A 16,555-nucleotide genomic window follows, 5' to 3' on the forward strand; every position below is an offset into this window, starting at 1 on the left:
AGAGGACATCACCATGCCTGCACCTTCTTCCGCGAAACCGCTGTACCGCATCGACGAATGCCCCGACCTCATGGCCGACGGTTGCGTCGGTGACGAGCAGGGCAATCTCGTCTTTCTGTCGATCTGGGCGCGCGACACCGCCGTTCAGGAGTTCCTCGCCCGCCTGACCCTCGGCCGGGATGAACAGGGGCTCGACCAGTTCCACGTCATCACCGAGCAGGGCGCATCCATCCCGGTCTTCGTCGGCAACGTCGAGAACCTGGAAAAGCGCATCACCCGCGCCTATCGGCGAACGCTGTTCGGTTCGCTGACGAATGTGTGGCTGTTCGATCGTCGCTGCGTGAAGCCAGACAAGGCCAACGCCAGCGCGTTGGCGCTTCTGCCCAGGGATTCCGCGCTCCGGCTCGACCGGCTGTGGACGCTGGTGCAGGACACCTGCCCGCTGCCACTGCTCGACCACTGGCGCGACACCGTGCTGGAGCTGTTGCAGACACGGCGGATGCTGACCGGTCTTCCCTTGGCCCTCGGGCCACTGGAAGGCCATCGGCTGGCCCTCGATGTCCCGGCGCTGACGAAGGCGCTGGGCGAACTGATTCGCAACGGCACCCTCGGCGCCACGCAGTACGAACTGGCCGCGAACGCACCGCTTCGGCGTGTGGCGTGAACCATCCCCACGGGCATGCGCGCCGCGCGTGCCCGCCTTCCCTCATCCATCATCAGGAGAAATCCATGGCACTCATGTTTCCGCGCCTGGCGCGCAATTTCATTCGTAACGGCTACTTCCCCACCGACGAACCGACGCTGGAGCGGGCCTTGTCCGCACTGGCGCCGTCTCCCGGCTCCATGTCCATCCTCGATCCCTGCGCCGGCGAAGGCGTGGCGATTGCCGAAGCCGCCCACGCCCTCGGGCGCGAGCAGGTCCAGGCCTTCGTCGTCGAGTACGACGCCGAGCGTGCCCGCCACGCACGGCAACTGGTCGATCGCTGCATCCACGGTGACCTGATGGACACGCTGATCTCGCGCCAGTCATTCGGGCTGCTGTGGCTGAACCCGCCGTATGGCGACCTGAGCAAGGACGTGAACGGCAACATCGGCTATCAAGGCCAGGGCCGTGCGCGGCTAGAAAAGCTGTTCTATCAGCGCGCGCTGCCGCTGCTGCAGTACGGTGGCGTGCTGATCTTCATCGTGCCGCACTACGTGCTCGACGCCGAGCTGGTCGGATGGCTGACGCGCCACTTCGCCGACCTGCGCATCTACCGTGCGGTGGAAACGCAGTTCAAGCAGGTGGTGATCTTCGGTCGCAGGATTCGTCAGCGCGACCAGGCATCGGAATCGGCCAAAGCCGTGCGCGGTCTGCTGCTGCAGATCGGACAGGGTGACGCCGAAGCCGAGGAGCTGCCACTCGAATGGCCGTTCCTGCCGTACACCGTCCCTGCCAGCCCGGCCGAGCCGGAGCACTTCTATCGCGTGACGATGGAGCCCGAGCAGTTCGCCGATGAAGTCGGCCGGCTGCAAGGACTCTGGCCCGCGCTCGATACGCATCTGGGCGCCGCGCAGCAGTCGCTGCGTCCGCCCGCGCGGGCCTTGTCGCACTGGCATCTCGCCCTGGCCTTGGCCGCAGGCGCGATTTCCGGCGTAGTGACGTCCAAGAGCGGGCGCGTGCTCGTCGTCAAAGGTGACACCCACAAGGAGAAGATGCTCCAGACGGAATACACCGAACGCGACGACGGCTCCGTGGCCGAGACGCGCATCCTCACCGACAAGTTCGTGCCGGTCATTCGTGCATGGGACTTGACGCTGGGCTCGCCCACGTGGGGCGAAGTGCTGACCATCCGCTGATCGCTGTTCCCTGACGGTTCGCCGTCGCTTTCATCCGCCCACCGGGGTCACGTTGCCCCCGATGGGTTGCCGTGGCCCCTTCTTCCAGAAGGAGAAACCACCATGGCACTCGCAATCCTCAACCTCGCGTCACAAGCACGCTTTTCGCCCGGGCAGGTGGTCATGACCGCCGGCGTCGACGAGCTGGTCCGACAGGGCCGGCTCAATCCCAGCGCGTACCTGCGCCGCCATCTTCATGGCGACTGGGGCGACCTGAGCGACGACGATCGGCGATTGAACGACGCCGCGCTGCAATCCGGCGAGGATCGTCTGTTCTCGTCCTACCAGGTCACGCGCGACCTGAAGCTCTGGATCATCACCGAATGGGATCGCAGCATCACCACGCTGCTGTTGCCCAGCGAATACTGATCCGCATCCAGCGGCCTCGTGCCGCTTCTTTCTTCCCACCCAGGGGCATGTCACCGCCCCGTGGGGGAGGTGCATGCCCCATTTTTTGGAGCATCACCATGTCCATCGTTCTCGAAACCGTTCCCTCTACCGCTAATGACGCGTCTGTGCAGGGCGACCTGCTCGAAACGGCCGCTTCACCCCTCACGCTCAGCCTGCAGGACTTCGTGTCCGAGTTCGGCGACGAGCTGCTCGACTCGCTCAACCGCGCCAATCCTCCGGTCTACACCGGCCAGGTGCGGGTGCATCGGCAACTGATCCTCGCCGCGCTCAAGCGCAAGCTGTTCCCGGCGCAAGCCGATGTGGTCCATGCCGTCACCGAGCTGTTGGTCGACCGCGGCGAACGTGCCGCGATCGTCAACGGCGAGATGGGCTGCGGCAAGACGACCGTCGGCATCGCCACGGCCGCCGTGCTCAACGCCGAAGGCTACCGCCGCACCCTGGTGCTCTCGCCACCCCACCTGGTCTACAAGTGGCGGCGCGAAATCCAGGAGACGGTGACCGGTGCCAAGGTCTGGGTGCTCAATGGCCCGGACACGCTGGTCAAGCTGCTGAAACTGCGCGAGCAGTTGGGCGTGCCGGCCCAGGGCCAGGAGTTCTTCGTCCTGGGCCGCGTGCGGATGCGGATGGGGTTCCACTGGAAACCTGTCTTCGTTCGTCGGCGCACGCCTCACGGCGACGTGGGGGCCTGCCCGGATTGCGGGCATGTCATCACCGACCTCGACGGCGAGCCGATCAACCCGGTCGAACTCGAAGCCGAGGAGTCCCGCCGCAAATGCAGCCACTGCCGTGCACCGCTGTGGTCGTTGATCCGTCCCAGAGGCCTGTCCGCCAGCGACCAGTCCTCGACCGTGCTCAAGGCACTGAAGCGTATTCCAACCATCGGGGAAGTCACCGCGCAGAAGCTGATGCAAAAGTTCGGTGACGCCTTCCTCGCGTCGATGCTCGGGGACAACATCCACGAGTTCATCAACCTGATGGATGGCAACGGCGAGCTGGTCTTCTCGGACCGGCAAGCCCACCGGATGGAACGCGCGATGGCCAACATGGAGTTCGGCTTCGGCGAGGGCGGCTACCAGCCGTCCGAGTTCATTAAGAGGCAGCTTCCCCAAGGCACGTTCGACCTGCTCATCGCCGACGAGGCGCACGAGTACAAGAACGGCGGCTCCGCACAGGGCCAGGCCATGGGCGTGTTGGCGGCCAAGGCGCGCAAGACGCTATTGCTCACCGGCACACTGATGGGCGGCTACGGCGACGACCTGTTCCACCTGCTGTTCCGAGCCCTGCCGGGGCGGATGATCGAAGACGGCTACCGGCCGACGAAGAGCGGCAGCATGACGTCGGCCGCGATGGCGTTCATGCGCGATCACGGTGTCTTGAAGGACATCTATTCCGAGAGCACGGGCACGGCGCACAAGACGGCCAAGGGCACCAAGGTATCGGTGCGCACGGTCAAGGCGCCGGGCTTCGGTCCGAAGGGCGTGCTGCGTTGCGTCCTGCCGTTCACGGTCTTCCTCAAGTTGAAGGACATCGGTGGCAACGTGTTGCCGCCCTACGACGAGGAGTTCCGCGAAGTCGCGATGGACACGGCGCAGGCCGCGGCCTACCGCGATCTGGCGGGTCGGCTGACCCAGGAGCTGAAGCAGGCCCTGGCGAGGCGCGACACGACGCTGCTCGGTGTGGTCCTCAACGTTCTGCTGGCCTGGCCGGACTGCTGCTTCCGGTCGGAAACGGTGGTGCATCCGCGCACGCGCAACACCTTGGCGTTCGTCCCGGCTCAGTTCAACGAGCTGGAGGTGATGCCCAAGGAGCGCGAGCTGATCGAGATCTGCAAGCGGGAGAAGGCAGAAGGTCGCAAGACCCTGGTTTACTCGGTCTATACCGGCACACGCGACACCACGTCGCGTTTGAAGGTGCTGCTGGAGCAGGAAGGCTTCAAGGTGGCGGTACTGCGCGCGAGCGTGGATGCCTCCCGCCGGGAAGACTGGATCGCCGAGCAGTTGGACCGTGGCATCGACGTGCTCATCACCAATCCCGAGCTGGTGAAAACCGGCCTGGACCTGCTGGAGTTCCCGACCATCGTGTTCCTCCAGTCCGGCTACAACGTGTATTCGTTGCAGCAGGCTGCCCGGCGCTCCTGGCGCATCGGCCAGAAGCAGCCGGTGCGCGTGATCTACCTCGGCTACGCCAACTCCTCGCAGATGACCTGCCTGGGGCTGATGGCCCGGAAGATCATGGTGTCGCAGAGCACGTCGGGCGACGTGCCCGAGTCGGGCCTGGATGTTCTGAACCAGGATGGTGATTCCGTCGAGGTCGCCCTGGCCCGACAGCTTGTCACGGTCTGATCCATGTGCCCATGCCGGTGGCCCCTCGGGGTCGCCGGCTTCTTTCCACGGCCCTTCGGGGCCGTTTTTCTTGGGCGTATGACAGTCCATGGCGCCGCCCTCCATGTATTCGGGCGGGCGTCAGTGCGTTTTGTTTGCTGCCCGCAGGCCAAGCGGCGGCGATGGTGAGCGCTCCGTGTTCCAGGGAAGCGCCCTCCATGCAACCATCCATCCGCGCTGTTCACCGCCTGGCCCTCGCCGCTGGCTTGCTGGCCGGTAGCCTGTTGGCCGCCGGCTGCGCCACGACCGCCGCACCGTCTGCGTCAGCGGTGCCGGCCGCATCGCCAACCGCCGTCGCGCCGGAGCCGGGTTTCGTTCCGGTGGCCCGCTACGGACGCTACACCCTGGTCGAGCTGGTGCCGGAACCTGCGCAGCGGGATCTCTTGCAGCAGGCGGTGGAGGTCTCGATTCCGCCCATGCTCGATGCCAGCGTGGGCGATGCCATGCGCCATGTGCTCCTGCGCTCCGGCTACCGGCTCTGCGATGCGGCCGCGGCCGCCACGCTCTACGCGCTGCCGCTGCCCGCCGCACACCTGCGCCTGGGCCCGCTGATGCTGCGCGATGCCTTGCTGACCCTTGCCGGCCCCGCCTGGGAGCTGTCGGTCGATGACTTGACCCGCCAGGTCTGCTTCAGCCGGCGCGGTGCTCCCACCTTCCTTTCCGCCAACCCGTCCGGCACCGCCACGCCCGTGCCGGACGCCGACCGGCCCGAGGAGATGCAGCCATGACCTTTCCCCAAGCGCCATCCGAGCGCCATTCCCGCACGCGCTGGCTCAAGGTCGCCGCGGTCTTCTGGCTGCTGCTCATCAGTGCCGTGGCACTCATCAACAGCGTCGGCCTGTCGCGGCTCGCCGAACAGACCCAGAGCAGCGCACAGGATGCGCAGGTCAAGGCGCTGGTCCTGCGCGTGGCCGATCTCGAAAGGCAGGCCGATGCGGACAAGCGCCGGCCGGCGCCGATCAGCCAGGCCGAATTCGCCACCGCGCGGCAGGCGTTGGACGAACGGATGACGCGCCTCGAAGAGGCCGACGAGGCGAGGGCCCTGGCCGTCGACCTGCAGACGCTGCAGGCGCGCGTGAACGGGATCGAGACCCGCCTGGAGAAGACCCGGCAGGTGGCATCCGCCGCTCGCCCGCGCGCTCCGGTTGCGACGAAGCCCAAGGTGCCGGAGCCGCCATTCCGGGTGCTCGGCGTGGAGCTACGGGGAGGCGAGCGCTTTCTGTCGATCACCTCCACCGCTGCGGCCTCGCTCGCGGGCGCCCGGCTGCTGCGCGAGGGCGATGCCGAGGGCGGTTGGCAACTGCAATCCATCGAGGCGCAGGCGGGCGTGTTCCAGGTGAATGGCCAGACGCAGCGCGTTGCGGTGCCGTAGGAGGTCGCCATGATCCTGCGGTCGTCGCTCGCTGCCGTCGTTCTGTTCGCCGCTTTCGGCGCATCCGCCCAGCCGGCCCCGGTGACGAACTCGCGCATGGTGCCCGCCCAGGTGCAGCCGGGCACTGATGCCGCGCTCGACGAGAGACAGGCGCGGGAGTGGGGGCTTCGCTCCGAGGAGTGGGCACGTTACCGGCAACTGATGCAGGGGCCGCTCGGGGTCTATTCGCCCCAGCTCGATCCGCTCACGGCGCTGGGCATCGAGGCCCGCAGCGAGGAGGAGCGCAGGCGCTACGCGGAGTTGCAGGTGCAGGCCGAGGCTCGGCGCGTCGGCAAGACGCTGGCCTACCAGCGGGCCTACGACGCGGCGTGGCAGCGCCTGTTTCCCGGCCAGCCGCGCGTGAGCCTGCCCGGCGCCAAGGCGCAGGGTGCCGGCAACACCGGCTCCGGGCGCCTGGCCGTCTTCGTCAAGGCCGACTGCGCACCGTGCGCGCAGCGCGTGCAGCAGTTGCAGGCGGCTGGCACGGCCTTCGACCTCTACATGGTCGGCAGCCGTCAGGACGACGCGCGCATCCGGCAGTGGGCCACCCAGGCGGGCATCGATCCGGCCAGGGTGCGCGCCCGCACCATCACGCTCAACCACGATGCCGGGCGCTGGCTGTCGCTGGGCCTGCCCGGCGAGCTGCCAGCCGTGGTGCGCGAGGTGAACGGCCAATGGCAGCGGCAATAGGTGCTCCGGGCCGGGAGCGTCGGCCGTCCCGCATCGCCATCCGCTGCGCCAGCGCCATGCTGCTGCTCACCACCGGCGGCTGGGCATTGGCCGCCCTGGCGCGGGAAGTGCCGCCGCCGGCCTATCGACTGGCGGCGCACCGTGCAGACGTGCCGGCGGCGGTGCTGTACGCGGTGGCCTTGCAGGAGAGCGGCGCCATGCTGCGCGGGCGCCTGATCCCCTGGCCGTGGACGCTCAACGTCGCCGGCTCGCCACAGCGCTATGCCACCCGCGCCGAGGCCTGCGCGGGGCTGCGCCGGGCACTCGCCCGCACGCCGGCCAATCGCATCGACGCCGGCCTCGGCCAGGTCAATCTCGGCTACCACACGCATCGCTACACGCAGCCCTGCGAGCTGCTGGACCCGTACCGCAACCTCGCCATCGCTGCGGAAATCCTGCGCGAACAGCACACGCCGGGCGAGGACTGGCTGCTTGCCATCGGCCGCTACCACCGGCCCGCCGGCGGGGCACCCGCGGCGCGCTACCGGCGCAGTGTGCATCGGCACCTGACCCGCGTGCTCGACCCCGGCGTTCCCGTTCCCACCCTCCAGGCCACCACGCCATGAACCACATCGTCCTCATCGCCGCCATCGGGCTGCTGTCCACGACCACCGTCTTCGCCCAGACCGCCTCCGCGCCGTTGATCGTCGTCGAAGACCGCGGCGGCGACTCCGCGCTGACGTACTACCGGTCGCTGAATCCGCAGCCGGATCAGGCCACACCGCCGGCCCCGATGCCGGTCCCTCACGCGGGCAACGCGGCCGACGCCGAAGCCGCCATGCTGCCGGTGCGCTCGACGCAGCTGTCGCCGGGCGACGTGCAGCGCCGCGTCATCCGGGCGCCGGGCCTGACGGCGCTGTTCCTGATCGGCGACGACGAGCGTTCGCGCGCCTGGCTGCGGCAGCGGCAGGCGGCGCTGCGCGAGCTGCAGGCCGTGGGCCTGGTGGTCAACGTGGACTCGATGGCCGCGCTGACGGCGCTGCGCAGACTCGCTCCTGGCCTGACCCTCTCGCCGGCCTCCGGCGACGACCTGGCCCAGCGCCTGGGCCTGCGCCACTACCCGGTGCTCATCACGTCCACCGGCGTCGAGCAGTAGGTGCGCAAATGGCCCAACCGCATGCGGTCGAGGTTCTGCTGCGGCCAGCGGTGGAGCTTCATACCGTGGCGGTCTGCACCGGCGCCGCGATTCTGTGCCTGGTGGCACCGTGGTCGCTCGCGCTGAGCCCGCTGCTCGGCCTGGGCTCGGCGCTGGCCTTCCTGACCTTCGGCGCGATTCGCCTGCGCGATGCCTGGGCGATCCTGCGCTATCGCCGCACCATCCGCCGCCTGCCGCGCTACGTGATGACCAGCCGCGACGTGCCGGTGAGTCAGCAACGGCTGTTCGTCGGCCGGGGCTTTCGCTGGGAGCAGCGACACACGCATCGGCTGATGCAGACCTACCGGCCGGAGTTCCGCCGCTATGTCGAGCCGACGGCGATCTACCGGGCCGCCCGGCGGCTGGAGGAGCGGCTTGAGTTCGCACCGTTTCCCATCTCGACGCTGGCGCGCGCGCTGGCCTGGGACAGCCCGCTCAACCCCGCGCGGCCGCTGCCGCCGGTCGGCGGACTGCCGCGCCTGCATGGCATCGAGCCGCACGAGGTCGACGTCACCCTGCCGCTGGGCGAGCGCGTTGGCCACACCCTGGTGCTGGGCACCACGCGCGTGGGCAAGACGCGGCTGGCCGAGCTGTTCATCACCCAGGACATCCGCCGCAAGGTCCGCGGCGAGCACGAGGTGGTGATCGTCTTCGACCCCAAGGGCGATGCGGACCTGTTGAAGCGCATGTACGTCGAGGCCAAGCGCGCCGGGCGCGAAGGCGAGTTCTACGTCTTCCATCTGGGTTGGCCCGACATCTCGGCGCGCTACAACGCCGTGGGCCGGTTCGGGCGGATATCCGAGGTGGCCACGCGCATCGCCGGACAGCTCTCGGGCGAAGGCAACAGCGCCGCGTTCCGCGAATTCGCCTGGCGCTTCGTCAACATCATCGCCCGCGCCCTGGTCGAGCTGGGGCAGCGGCCGGACTACCTGCTGATCCAGCGCCACGTCATCAACATCGACGCGCTGTTCATCGAGTACGCCCAGCACTACTTCGCAAAGAACGAGCCGAAGGCCTGGGAGGTCATCGTCCAGCTCGAAGCGAAGCTGAACGAGAAGAACATCCCGCGCAACATGATCGGGCGCGAGAAGCGCGTGGTGGCCCTCGAACAGTACCTGTCCCAGGTGCGCATCTATGACCCGGTGCTCGACGGCCTGCGCAGCGCCGTGCGCTACGACCGGACGTACTTCGACAAGATCGTCGCTTCGCTGCTGCCGCTGCTGGAGAAGCTCACCACCGGCAAGATCGCGCAACTGCTCGCACCGAACTATTCCGACCTGTCCGACCCGCGGCCGATCTTCGACTGGATGCAGGTCATCCGCAAGCGCGCGGTGGTCTACGTGGGGCTGGATGCACTGTCCGACGCCGAAGTCGCGGCAGCGGTGGGCAACTCGATGTTCAGCGACCTGGTCTCGGTGGCCGGCCACATCTACAAGTTCGGCATCGATGACGGGCTGCCCGGCGCCGCGGTGAGCGCCAAGATTCCGATCAACGTCCACGCCGACGAATTCAATGAACTCATGGGCGACGAGTTCATTCCGATGGTCAACAAGGGCGGCGGTGCCGGCGTGCAGGTGACGGCCTACACGCAGACCTTGAGCGACATCGAGGCGCGCATCGGCAACCGTGCCAAGGCCGGCCAGGTGGTCGGCAACTTCAACAACCTGTTCATGCTGCGCGTGCGCGAGACCGCCACCGCCGAGCTGCTGACGCGACAACTGCCCCAGGTCGAGGTGTACGCCACGGCGCTGATGAGCGGCGCCACCGACAGCTCCGATCCGCACGGCAATACCGCGTTCACGTCCAACACCCAGGACCGCATCAGCAGCAACAGCGTGCCGTTGATCGAGCCGGCGCATGTGGTGGCGCTGCCCAAGGGGCAGTGCTTCGCGCTGACCGAGGGCGGCAACCTCTGGAAAGTCCGCATGCCGCTGCCGGCACCCGACCCCGACGAAGCCATGCCGAAGGATCTGCAGGAGCTGGCCGGCTACATGCGGCAGCACTATGTCGAGGCAGGAGACTGGTGGGAGAACCAAGGCATCCCCGGCCTGCAGGACAAGGCGCTGCCCGACGACCTGCTGGACGACTTCAAGCAGATGGCCGCCGCGGAAGAGGCCGAAGCATGAGCGATCCGGCCGTCGCGGCCCAGCGCCAGCAGCAACGACAGCAAGGCCTGATCGCCAGCTTGGTCACGCTGCCGTTCCGCTTCTTCGGTGTGCTGTCCGGCGCGCTGCTGCTGTGCATCCTGATCGCGTGCGTCGGCATGCACTTCTTCTGGCCCGATCAGGGCTGGCGCCACGCGCAGGGCATGCTGCACTACGAGCTGGATCAGCTCTCCACTCACTTCACCCGCAGCGCGTTGGTGCAGGAGCCGGGCCGCACCGCGCACCGGCTGGTCGAGCAGGGCTACGACTGGCTGTTCGTGAAGAGCGGCCTGCTGGACTGGATACGCGACGCCTCGGCGCAGGCCGCCGCCGGCAGCCATCGCCCGACCAAGGATTTCCGCTACTACATCGGCTTGGTCTCCGTGAACCTGGAGCGCTACCTGATCGCGGCGGCCTACACGACGCTGGTCTTCCTCGTCCGGCTACTGGTGCTGTGCCTGACCCTGCCGCTGTTCCTGATGGCCGCCTTCGTCGGGCTGGTGGACGGCCTCGTGCGCCGGGACATCCGCCGCTTCGGTGCGGGCCGCGAATCGGGGTTCATCTATCACCGCGCCAGGGCCAGCCTGATCCCGCTGGCCGTGCTGCCGTGGGTGACTTACCTGGCACTGCCGGTCAGCGTGAACCCGCTGCTGATCCTGCTGCCCAGCGCCGCATTGCTCGGCGTGGCGGTGTGCATTGCGGCGGCGACGTTCAAGAAGTACCTGTAAGAACGCGCGAATGGCCCAACGGCTATGCTGCTGGGCAAACCTATTTTCCCGAGGGCGTGGCGCGGCCGGGTTGGTACCAGCCAACGGACAGGGGCGTCGAGCGAAGGCTGGGAGAAAGGCTTACTTGGCTGCGCTCGCTCGATGACGCGACGCCGCCAAGCCCGGACGCTTGACCGACATCCCCCCGAAATCATCCCATTGCTACCTCACGAACTACAGGACAAGAACATGCCAGACGCTTCTCTCGGTGAATCCTCTGCGAATATCAGACGGAGACGAGTTGCCCGCTATCTACGCACTGAGTCTGGCGCTGCGGTGCTGCTGGTGATCGTCACGGTCGTGGCGCTGGCGTGGGCGAACTCGCCGCTATCCGATGCCTATTTCGAGTTGTGGCACCTGGACGTCGGGTTCAACTTTGGGCCATTGGGCCTGCACATGGATCTGCATCACTGGGTCAACGACGGCCTGATGGTCGTCTTCTTCTTCCTGATCGGCCTGGAGGTGCGTCAGGAATTCGCCCACGGGTCGCTCAGGGACCGCAGCCGTGCCCGTCTCGCTCTGATCGCGGGGGTCGCGGGTGTCGTGCTGCCCGCGCTGCTGTATGTCCTGATCGTGGGGCTGGCCGGAAGTGAGGGCCTGCACGGGTGGGGTGCGGTGGTCGGCACCGATACGGCGTTCATGCTGGGCACCCTGGCGATCGTCGGTCCGCGGCTGTCCGGTCAATTGCGTGTGTTCCTGCTCACCCTGACCGTGGTCGATGACTTCCTCGCCGTGTCCATCATCGGCATCGTCTATAGCGAGGAGATCCGGGTCGTCCCGTTGCTGATCGCCCTTGCCAGTCTCGTCGGGTTGTGGTTGCTGGGGCGCACCCGCCAGTGGCGGGCAATGCCGTATGTGCTGATCGTGATCGTGCTGTGGCTCGCAACCGTGTATTCCGGCATCCATGCCTCTCTCGCCGGGATGGCCGCGGGGCTGCTGATCCCCGCCTATGCGACGCAACGTCACGGGGTCGTTGCGGCAAGACAACTGTTCCGCGACTTCTGGCAGTCGCCGAGTGCCGCATCGGCCCGCGCGGTGGACTGCGGGCTGTCCCGGGGTATCTCGGTGAACGAGCGGCTGCACGAGTTCCTGCGGCTGCCGACGGCGCTGCTGATCGTGCCGGTGTTCGCCTTGGCGAACGCCGGGGTGGACCTGCGTGGCGGGCTGCTCGCCGAGGCCTTTGGCTCGCCAGTCACGTGGGGCGTCATCGCAGGGCTCGTGCTCGGCAAGCTCCTGGGCATCGGGCTCACCACGCTCGTCGCCATCCGTCTCGGCCTGGGCCGGCTGCCCGAGGGCGTCGGGGTGGGGAGCGTGTTCGGTGGGGCGGCGCTGTCCGGGATCGGCTTTACCGTGTCGCTGCTGATCATCGGGCTCGCGTTCGGCACGACCTCCGACCTGGGCCGCCAGGCGACGGTCGGCGTGCTCGTGTCGATGGTGTTCGCCACGTTGCTCGGGTGGCTGATCTTCAAGGTCGCCGCCCAGCGGTGGGGTGAGAAGACCGCTGACCTGCCGATGGTGCTTGAGCCGCCGGTCGATCCGGAGATCGATCACATCCGCGGGCCGGAGGACGCCCAGCTCACACTCGTCGAGTACGTGGACTTCGAGTGCGAGTACTGTGCGCACGCCACGGGTTCTTGGGACGATCTTCGCGCCCACTTCGGTGACGACCTGCGGTATGTGGTTCGCCATCTGCCGCACCACCCGCATGGGCCGATCGCCGCGCGTGCGTCCGAGGCGGCATCGAATCAGGGGATGTTCTGGCCGTGGCTGGACTTCGTGTTCACCCGTCAGCACGCGCTGGAGCGCGAGGATCTGATCGGCTACGCCGTAGAGCTTGGGCTCGACGTCGATCGGTTCATCGCGGATCTCGACAGCCCTGCGGTGATCGAGCGTGTCGAGCGCGACCTCGCCAGTGCGGTCGCCAGCGGTGCGCACGCCACGCCGACGTTCTTCGTCGAGGGTCATCGTCTACGTGGCAGCTACGACGCCCGCTCTGTCACCGCAGCGCTCGAAGCTAGCCGCCGCGGCACCCGAACTCAGGAAGTCCCGTCCTGAGCGGGACGAACTGCAAGATAAGAACATGCCAAACAAGTCTTTCGGTGAATCCTCTTGTACCGCTGCGGCCAGCGGCCTCGTGCAGGTGCGTGGCGCGCGCGAGAACAACCTCAAGGAGGTGGACGTCTCCATCCCGCGTAACGCGCTGGTGGTGTTCTCGGGTGTCTCCGGCTCCGGGAAGTCCTCGCTGGCCTTTGGCACCATCTATGCCGAGGCCCAGCGGCGCTACTTCGAGTCGGTGGCCCCCTATGCGCGGCGACTGATCGACCAGGCCGGCGTGCCGGACGTCGATGCGATCGACGGCCTGCCGCCGGCGGTGGCGCTGCAACAGCAGCGGGGCTCCAGCAACGCGCGTTCCTCTGTGGGCAGTGTGACCACCTTGTCCAGCCTGGTGCGGATGATGTATTCGCGTGCCGGCGCCTACCCAGCCAACCAGCCCATGCTGTACGCCGAGGATTTTTCGCCCAACACGCCGCAGGGAGCGTGCCCGACCTGCCACGGCCTGGGCCATGTGTACGAGGTGACCGAGGCCATCATGGTGCCCGATCCCTCCCTTAGCATCCGCGAGCGGGCGATCGCCTCCTGGCCCCCCGCCTGGCAAGGCCAGAACCTGCGCGACATCCTGGTCAGCATGGGCTACGACGTTGACCGACCGTGGAAGGACCTGCCGAAGAAGGATCGCGACTGGATCCTGTTCACCGAGGAAACACCGACGGTGCCGGTGTACGCCGGCTTCACGCCCGCCGAAACCCGCGCCGCGCTCAAGCGCAAGATGGAGCCGAGCTACATGGGCACCTTCACCGGCGCGCGACGGTATGTGCTGCACACCTTTGCCAACACCCAAAGCGCGCTGATGAGAAAGCGCGTGTCCCGGTTCATGGAGGGCAAACCGTGCCCCACCTGCCACGGCAAGCGGCTCAAGCCCGAGGCGCTGTCGGTCACGTTCGCCGGCGTGGACATCGGCGAGTTCATGCAGATGCCGCTGGACCAGTTGGCGGCCTTGCTCGAACCCATCGCCCAGGGCGATTTCCGCGCCCATGCAGCGGGGGCGGCTACGGACAAGGAAGCGACCCGACGCGACCGTGCCGAACGCGCGGCCTCCGGCCGCGCCGTCCATGCGGTATCGCCCGACGTGCGCCGCACCTCGGCGCTATCGGAAGAAAAGCGCCTCGCCGCGCAGCGCCTGGCCGGTGGCGTGATGGCACGCCTGCGCCAACTGCGTGGGCTGGGCCTGGGCTACCTGACGCTGGACCGGGCCACGCCGACGCTTTCGGCCGGCGAGTTGCAGCGCCTGCGGCTGGCCACGCAATTGAGTTCCCTGCTGTTCGGTGTCGTGTACGTGCTCGACGAGCCCTCCGCGGGCCTGCACCCCTCCGATAGCCAGGCCCTGTACGACGCGCTCGACCGGCTGCGCGACGCCGGCAACTCGGTGTTCGTGGTGGAGCACGACTTGGACCTGATGCGCCGCGCGCAATGGCTGGTGGATGTCGGGCCGGATGCTGGGGAGCGTGGCGGCCGCGTGCTCTACAGCGGCGAGCCGGATGGCCTGCGCAAGATTGCCGAATCGCGTACTGCACGCTACCTGTTCGATGAGATCCCCGCGCCGGGAAGCCGGGCACGCGAAGCGACCGGCTGGCTGGAGCTGCAGGACATTCACCGCCACAACCTGCATGGCGTGAATGCGCGCATTCCGCTGGGCGTGCTGACGGCCGTCACCGGCATCTCCGGCTCGGGCAAGTCCAGCCTCGTCGCGCAGGCCCTGCCGGAGCTGGTGCTGCTGCACCTGGGCCACGAGCCGGAAGACGATGTAGCCGAAAGCGCCACCAGCGAAGGGCCGGCAGTGATCGAAGCGACCGGCGGCCATCTGGCGGGCGACGTGGACGCCGTACAGCGTCTGGTGCAGGTGGACCAGAAACCGATCGGGCGCACGCCGCGGTCGAACCTGGCCACCTACACGGGCCTGTTCGACCATGTGCGCAAGCTGTTCGCTGCCACGCCCGATGCGCGACGCCGCCGCTACGATGCCGGACGGTTCTCGTTCAACGTCGCCAAGGGGCGCTGCGAGACGTGCGAGGGCGAGGGTTTCGTCAGCGTGGAACTGCTGTTCATGCCCAGCGTGTACGCGCCGTGCCCGACCTGCCATGGCGCGCGCTACAACGAGGCCACGCTGAAGGTGCAGTGGAACGGGCGCAACATCGCCGAGGTGCTGCAGATGACCGTGGACGAGGCCAGCGTATTCTTCGCGGGTGAAGACGCGGTGGCAAGGCCCCTGCAACTGCTGCGCGACATCGGACTGGGCTATCTGCGCCTGGGGCAAGCGGCCACTGAGCTTTCCGGTGGCGAGGCGCAGCGCATCAAGCTGGCGACCGAGCTTCAGCGCAGCCAGCGCGGCCGAAGCCTGTACGTGCTCGACGAGCCGACCACCGGGCTGCATGCGTCGGATGCCGACCGGCTGCTGGTGCAGTTGCAGCGCCTGGTCGATGCCGGCAATACCGTAGTGATGATCGAGCACGACATGCGTGCGGTGGCCCAGGCCGACTGGGTGATCGACGTAGGGCCAGGCGCGGGCGCTGCCGGCGGCAGCATCGTGGTGGCGGGTTCCCCTCAGCAGGTGGCCCGAAAGTCTGGCAGCCGAACCGCTCCGTTCCTTGCACGGGAGTTGGCGCGGGCCGAGTAGCTTAGTTCGCCAAATGTTGCCAGCTTCGCGGGGCATTGATCGTCGCCACACGGTGGTGACGGTCGCTGCCCGAGTCGCGTCACCCTTCCTGAGTCAGAGCAAGATAGGGATTGTTGGGCGGTATTTCGGCGAGTGCCAAGGACCCATCTTCGAGGAGGTAGCCATGCAGTCGGCGGGACTTCCTCGGGCCCGTGACTTCACAGGTCCAAATGTTCAGGCCATTGTGCTGCTTTCGATGTAGCTGCAGCTTCTCGAAGCACTTCTGCACCCACTGCCAATCCTGTTGATTCTCCTGCTTGGCGAGTGCGGCCACTTCGGGATGCTCCTGCGCATAGCGTTGGAACACACCCGGGCTGACCAGGTAGGCCGTGTCATTCACCGTATGCACGAGTGCCTTCGCGTCGTTGATGATGAACCGTCGTGAGGCGATTCCCTGCTTCAGCCAAACCATGAACTGTTCCCCGGATGGCTTCGTTGCCGATGGCCCAGGCGTAGGCGCGGGTGCAGGTGCAGGTGCAGGCGATGGAATGGACGTCGCGGCTGTTGCTGGCGCGGGGGTGTGGAGGAACTCCTCGGCATCCTGGCCAACGCCGGCCGAATCACCCAAGCCCACCATCGCGAGCAAATCCTCCATGACGTCGGGCACGGGCTGGGCTGCGGGCGGTGAAACGATGGTGGTGCTGTCGCCCTCCCAAATCGGAGGCTCTTGACCTCCCTGCGCTGGGTTCACCGAGACGGAAGGCGCGGGAGCCGACCTGCTGGCGTCGTTTTCCGCGGGCGTCGCGTCGATCTCTACCGTGCCCGCGAAAGGTGCTGGTCGCTCGCCAGACTCCCAGATCAGCGCGGGAGCGAGACGCAACAGGGTGAGGCGCATAGCGAGCCGTGGGCAGATGCGCTGCCGGCGACGTTGCGTGCGCCACGGCATCCTGCAGCTGCGACACGGTCGCGGCGAAGCGCGGCACGAAAC

Annotated in this window: 13 protein-coding genes and 2 pseudogenes; 14 read left to right on the forward strand and 1 reads right to left on the reverse strand. The window is 67.5% G+C overall.

The window, feature by feature from the left end; genetic code table 11:
• The first annotated feature begins 13 nt into the window (after positions 1-13).
• The 14 genes and pseudogenes from PYV55_RS02550 to PYV55_RS02615 all read left to right on the forward strand — a co-directional run bounded on the left by PYV55_RS02550 (position 14) and on the right by PYV55_RS02615 (position 15,588).
• Positions 14-664 carry a hypothetical protein gene (locus PYV55_RS02550; protein ID WP_037040773.1) on the forward strand — a complete coding sequence of 217 codons (651 nt, stop codon included), beginning with the start codon at positions 14-16 and terminating at the stop codon, positions 662-664.
• A gap of 65 nt (positions 665-729) precedes the next feature.
• Complete coding sequence (locus PYV55_RS02555) at positions 730-1,839, forward strand: DUF6094 domain-containing protein (RefSeq protein ID WP_037040771.1); 1,110 nt, start codon at positions 730-732, stop codon at positions 1,837-1,839.
• A gap of 102 nt (positions 1,840-1,941) precedes the next feature.
• Positions 1,942-2,247, forward strand: coding sequence for a hypothetical protein (locus PYV55_RS02560; protein WP_128666852.1), 306 nt, complete (start codon positions 1,942-1,944; stop codon positions 2,245-2,247).
• 98 nt (positions 2,248-2,345) lie between these two features.
• A complete protein-coding gene (locus PYV55_RS02565) occupies positions 2,346-4,631 on the forward strand; it encodes a helicase-related protein (RefSeq protein ID WP_275848975.1) in 2,286 nt (761 codons plus the stop codon).
• A 197-nt stretch (positions 4,632-4,828) separates the two neighbouring features.
• On the forward strand, positions 4,829-5,398 hold the full coding sequence (pilL2, locus tag PYV55_RS02570) for a PFGI-1 class ICE element type IV pilus protein PilL2 (RefSeq protein ID WP_275848977.1): 570 nt from the start codon (positions 4,829-4,831) through the stop codon (positions 5,396-5,398).
• Entirely contained in the window at positions 5,395-6,042 is a 648-nt protein-coding gene (locus PYV55_RS02575; protein WP_043223361.1) for a hypothetical protein, read from the forward strand. The genes pilL2 and PYV55_RS02575 overlap by 4 nt, the downstream gene beginning before the upstream one ends.
• 9 nt (positions 6,043-6,051) lie before the next feature.
• A complete protein-coding gene (locus PYV55_RS02580; RefSeq protein WP_024537154.1) occupies positions 6,052-6,771 on the forward strand; it encodes a TIGR03759 family integrating conjugative element protein in 720 nt (239 codons plus the stop codon).
• Entirely contained in the window at positions 6,756-7,376 is a 621-nt protein-coding gene (locus PYV55_RS02585) for a lysozyme family protein (RefSeq protein WP_275848983.1), read from the forward strand. The genes PYV55_RS02580 and PYV55_RS02585 overlap by 16 nt, the downstream gene beginning before the upstream one ends.
• The gene (locus PYV55_RS02590; protein WP_061959952.1) at positions 7,373-7,906 is read left to right on the forward strand and encodes an integrating conjugative element protein; all 534 of its coding nucleotides are present in this window, start codon (positions 7,373-7,375) and stop codon (positions 7,904-7,906) included. The genes PYV55_RS02585 and PYV55_RS02590 overlap by 4 nt, the downstream gene beginning before the upstream one ends.
• 8 nt (positions 7,907-7,914) lie before the next feature.
• Complete coding sequence (gene traD, locus PYV55_RS02595; protein ID WP_275848987.1) at positions 7,915-10,071, forward strand: type IV conjugative transfer system coupling protein TraD; 2,157 nt, start codon at positions 7,915-7,917, stop codon at positions 10,069-10,071.
• Positions 10,068-10,817: a TIGR03747 family integrating conjugative element membrane protein gene (locus PYV55_RS02600; RefSeq protein WP_023121148.1), complete on the forward strand. Its 750-nt coding sequence runs from the start codon at positions 10,068-10,070 to the stop codon at positions 10,815-10,817. The genes traD and PYV55_RS02600 overlap by 4 nt, the downstream gene beginning before the upstream one ends.
• A gap of 14 nt (positions 10,818-10,831) precedes the next feature.
• Positions 10,832-10,990, forward strand: a pseudogene (locus PYV55_RS02605) (recombination factor protein RarA); the annotation flags it as partial.
• A 55-nt stretch (positions 10,991-11,045) separates the two neighbouring features.
• A complete protein-coding gene (nhaA, locus tag PYV55_RS02610) occupies positions 11,046-12,911 on the forward strand; it encodes a Na+/H+ antiporter NhaA (RefSeq protein WP_275848989.1) in 1,866 nt (621 codons plus the stop codon).
• A 25-nt stretch (positions 12,912-12,936) separates the two neighbouring features.
• Positions 12,937-15,588: an excinuclease ABC subunit UvrA gene (locus tag PYV55_RS02615; RefSeq protein ID WP_275848991.1), complete on the forward strand. Its 2,652-nt coding sequence runs from the start codon at positions 12,937-12,939 to the stop codon at positions 15,586-15,588.
• Positions 15,589-15,667: 79 nt separating this feature from the next.
• Here PYV55_RS02615 and PYV55_RS02620 read toward each other — a convergent pair.
• Positions 15,668-16,453: pseudogene (locus tag PYV55_RS02620) on the reverse strand (conjugal transfer nickase/helicase domain-containing protein); the annotation flags it as partial.
• Positions 16,454-16,555: the final 102 nt, after the last annotated feature.

Source organism: Extensimonas soli (assembly GCF_029211265.1).
Classification (GTDB): Bacteria; Pseudomonadota; Gammaproteobacteria; order Burkholderiales; family Burkholderiaceae_C; genus Extensimonas; species Extensimonas soli.

Bases quoted from the DNA above. Each gene is read 5' to 3' on its own strand.
- PYV55_RS02550 (WP_037040773.1), top strand. From the start codon at position 14: ATGCCTGCACCTTCTTCCGCGAAACCGCTGTACCGCATCGACGAATGC.
- PYV55_RS02555 (WP_037040771.1), top strand. From the start codon at position 730: ATGGCACTCATGTTTCCGCGCCTGGCGCGCAATTTCATTCGTAACGGC.
- PYV55_RS02560 (WP_128666852.1), top strand. From the start codon at position 1,942: ATGGCACTCGCAATCCTCAACCTCGCGTCACAAGCACGCTTTTCGCCC.
- PYV55_RS02565 (WP_275848975.1), top strand. From the start codon at position 2,346: ATGTCCATCGTTCTCGAAACCGTTCCCTCTACCGCTAATGACGCGTCT.
- pilL2 (WP_275848977.1), top strand. From the start codon at position 4,829: ATGCAACCATCCATCCGCGCTGTTCACCGCCTGGCCCTCGCCGCTGGC.
- PYV55_RS02575 (WP_043223361.1), top strand. From the start codon at position 5,395: ATGACCTTTCCCCAAGCGCCATCCGAGCGCCATTCCCGCACGCGCTGG.
- PYV55_RS02580 (WP_024537154.1), top strand. From the start codon at position 6,052: ATGATCCTGCGGTCGTCGCTCGCTGCCGTCGTTCTGTTCGCCGCTTTC.
- PYV55_RS02585 (WP_275848983.1), top strand. From the start codon at position 6,756: ATGGCAGCGGCAATAGGTGCTCCGGGCCGGGAGCGTCGGCCGTCCCGC.
- PYV55_RS02590 (WP_061959952.1), top strand. From the start codon at position 7,373: ATGAACCACATCGTCCTCATCGCCGCCATCGGGCTGCTGTCCACGACC.
- traD (WP_275848987.1), top strand. From the start codon at position 7,915: ATGGCCCAACCGCATGCGGTCGAGGTTCTGCTGCGGCCAGCGGTGGAG.
- PYV55_RS02600 (WP_023121148.1), top strand. From the start codon at position 10,068: ATGAGCGATCCGGCCGTCGCGGCCCAGCGCCAGCAGCAACGACAGCAA.
- nhaA (WP_275848989.1), top strand. From the start codon at position 11,046: ATGCCAGACGCTTCTCTCGGTGAATCCTCTGCGAATATCAGACGGAGA.
- PYV55_RS02615 (WP_275848991.1), top strand. From the start codon at position 12,937: ATGCCAAACAAGTCTTTCGGTGAATCCTCTTGTACCGCTGCGGCCAGC.